Here is a 1206-nt window from a genome sequence, read left to right on the forward strand (position 1 = left end):
TGGCCGTGTTCAAAATTGGCTGAACCGTTACTTCCCGGAGTTTGAGCAGGTGTTTAAGCAATGGAATGGAGAGAGTGCCTTGGCCACTTTGCGGGATTTTCCTCTCCCCCAAGACATTGTGGGGATGACATCGGAAGCTATCGTGGAAGAATGGAAAGCCCATACGAAGCGACACGCAGGGTTCGCTCGAGCCCAAAAGCTTCATGAAGCTGCTGAGAAGAGTGTAGGCATCACCGAAGGGCTCCGCTTTGCCAAACAAGAACTTGACGCGTTACTGGCTCAGTATGACCTATATGCCCGGCAACTCGAGGAATTGGAAGCGCAATTGACGGACCAGCTTGAGCATCTCCCTGGCGCCGAACAAATGAGGGACATCAAAGGCTTAGGTGACATGACGATTGCCGCTTTCTTTGCCGAGGTCGGAGATATTAACCAGTATCGTCATCCGAAGCAGTTGATCAGCCTGGCCGGTCTTGATTTAAAAGAGAACAGCTCGGGGGTTTACAAGGGCCAAACGACCATTAGTAAACGAGGCCGGAGACGATTACGCCGCATTCTATTTTTAGCGATTCGTCCCCTCGTTAACCATAACGACACGTTTCGCGCCCTTCATCATGAGCTCACGCAGCGTTCCGACCGACCACTGAAAAAAATGCAATCACTGATCGCTCTGTGCGGAAAACTTCTGAAAGTCTTGTTTGTGATGGGTCAGCGAGAATGTGCTTTTGACGGTGCTAAACTTCTACAAGACCGGAAGCGTGCTCAAGCTCAAACCGCGTAATTAAGGAAGAAGCACCTCAACCATCTCTTGTGAAACGGATACTTCTTGTCAATGGCATACAAACACCAACAGTGCCGAGGCGGCGTTTATTTCCTCCTTTCGGGCTTGGACCCAGTAAGAAAGCATAGCCGCCCCCACCACATGGATACGCCGGACGAAGGAATGTGTGGATCATCACCATCCAGGGATATATGGGAGGTTAAGCGACCATGTATGAAGTGGGCGAATGCAAGCGCACAGTTATCCTAATTTTTTCCAACCCCTAGGGGTTGGATGAGAGGACGGACTCCTTAATGGAATATCATTCCTTCAATTGAAATATATTCATCAAGTGAGAAGCGCACTCTGGTGCTGGTAGATCCTAATGGCATGAAAATCTGAGAAATCAAGAGCATATGGAAGAATATCTAATTACAAAGAGGGAG

The 1206-nt window shown here is 49.0% G+C and carries 1 protein-coding gene; it reads left to right on the forward strand.

Going from position 1 to position 1206, the window contains the following annotated elements:
• Positions 1–781 (forward strand): transposase (locus BLS58_RS17105; protein WP_218126289.1); only part of this gene is annotated, 781 nt, incomplete at its 5' end.
• Between the last annotated feature and the right edge of the window lie 425 nt (positions 782–1206).

Source organism: Natribacillus halophilus, assembly GCF_900100185.1.
Taxonomy (GTDB): Bacteria; Bacillota; Bacilli; order Bacillales; family Marinococcaceae; genus Natribacillus; species Natribacillus halophilus.